The following is a 1705-nucleotide window of genomic DNA, read 5'->3' as shown; positions in this document are numbered from 1 at the left end:
GGGGCTGAAGTGTCTGCCCCACTGGCGACTTCAGCCTCTCCCGGGCGGCGTGGGTGTCGCCACCACCGATGACAGGAATCCAGCGATGAATGTTCCAACCAAGCTCGGCGTCTTCGCCGCGGCCCTGCTGATAGTTTTCGCTGCGGCGTACGCCATCGCCGCTGGTGTCGCTCCCGACAGGGCGTCGACCTCCCCGGCTGAGTCCGCCCATGCCGATCACAATGCTGCACCACAGTCGCGAACATCCGCCTCGTCTCCGGGGGCCGATCAGGTTCGCGGAGTTTCGATGGCAGCAGCCGGCTTCATCCTGGGGAATGTGGTGGCACCCCATGCGTCCGGGGTGCAGGCACCGCTGAGCTTTGAGATCCTCGACGCCGCCGGGGCCGCGGTCACCGACTTCGCCGCCGAGCACGACAAGCAGCTGCACCTGATCGTCGTCCGCGCGGATGGCACCCACTTCCGACACGTGCACCCCACTCTCTCGCCCGAAGGGCGCTGGACGCTGCCCTGGCAGTGGGCGACGGGAGGCAGCTACCGGATCTACGCCGACTTCGTGCCCGCCGCCACCGGCCAACCCCTCACCCTCACCAGCACCGTCGAAGTCAGCGGTGACTACCAGCCGGCCCCACCCGCCGCCGAATCACGACAGTCATCCGTCGACGGGTTCGACATCGGGCTGGCCGGTCATCTGCGCGCGGGCGTCGAGTCCGAACTGACCGTCACCGTGCGCCGAGCAGGACAACCGGTCACCACCCTGCAGCCGTATCTGGGCGCTTTCGGTCACTTGGTGGCCCTGCGACAGGGTGACCTGGCCTACCTGCATGTTCACCCTGAGGGCGCGGCACCGACTGCCGGTCAACTCGCGGGACCACAGGTCCGCTTCGCCACCACCGCCCCCACCCCGGGCCGCTATCTGCTCTACCTCGACTTCCAGGTCCAGGGCGCTGTGCATACCGCCACCTTCGTTCTCGACGTCCCCACCGGCGCCCCGGCCCCGACACCTGACTCCACGGCCCCCTCGGCCGATCCGCACGCCGGACACTAACTCGCTGACCAGCGCCACCCGGGGCACTGCGCCGAGGCATTCACCCAACGAGGAACCCCCCCATGACCACCTCAGCTCCGATCCACCCACCTGCGGCCACCGCCGAGCAGACAGGCGCCGTCGATATCGAACTCGCCGTGTCGGGCATGACGTGTGCATCGTGCGCGGCACGCATCGAACGCACACTGAACAAACTCGACGGAGTGAGCGCCTCGGTGAACTACGCCACCGAAAAAGCTCACGTCAGCGCACCCGCCGGTGTCGACCCACACCTGCTGATCGAGACCATCGAACAGGCCGGATACCACGCTGCGCTGCCCGCCACTCCCACCAAAGGTGCCGCCCCCGACGATGACCCTTCGGACGACGACGGGGAGCTCGTGGCCTTGCGTCACCGACTGATCGGTGCGGTGGTTCTCTCGGTACCGGTGATCGCGCTGGCAATGGTCCCGGCGTTGCAGTTCACCTACTGGCAGTGGGCGTCGTTGACGTTGGCCGCGCCAGTGATCGTGTGGGCGGCATGGCCGTTTCATCGCGCCGCGTTGCTCAACCTGCGCCACGGTGCGGCCACCATGGACACCCTCATCTCGGTCGGCACCACCGCGGCGCTGTTGTGGTCGTTGTATGCGTTGTTCTTCGGCACCGCCGGACAACCAGGCA

At 67.6% G+C, this 1705-nt stretch carries 3 protein-coding genes; 2 read left to right on the top strand and 1 reads right to left on the bottom strand.

What is annotated here, in order from left to right; all coding sequences use genetic code 11:
- Nucleotides 1-211: hypothetical protein (locus B1818_RS24630; protein ID WP_254859881.1), on the bottom strand; the 211-nt coding region annotated here is incomplete at its 3' end.
- On the opposite strand from B1818_RS24630, the gene B1818_RS23590 reads away from it, so the two are divergent.
- Together B1818_RS23590 and B1818_RS23585 are read left to right on the top strand one after the other, a co-directional pair.
- The gene (locus tag B1818_RS23590; protein WP_368275855.1) at nt 125-1045 is read left to right on the top strand and encodes a hypothetical protein; all 921 of its coding nucleotides are present in this window, start codon (nt 125-127) and stop codon (nt 1043-1045) included. The two genes, B1818_RS24630 and B1818_RS23590, sit on opposite strands and share 87 nt — an antisense overlap.
- A gap of 62 nt (nt 1046-1107) precedes the next feature.
- Nucleotides 1108-1705, top strand: a 598-nt coding sequence (locus B1818_RS23585) for a cation transporter (RefSeq protein ID WP_139363089.1), incomplete at its 3' end; no start/stop codon positions are given.

Origin of the sequence: Gordonia sp. IITR100, assembly GCF_002009645.1 — a bacterium.
Taxonomy (GTDB): domain Bacteria; phylum Actinomycetota; class Actinomycetes; order Mycobacteriales; family Mycobacteriaceae; genus Gordonia; species Gordonia hongkongensis.
Note: the sequence above shows the minus strand (reverse complement) of the source record. Positions and strands in the feature narration are given on the sequence as shown.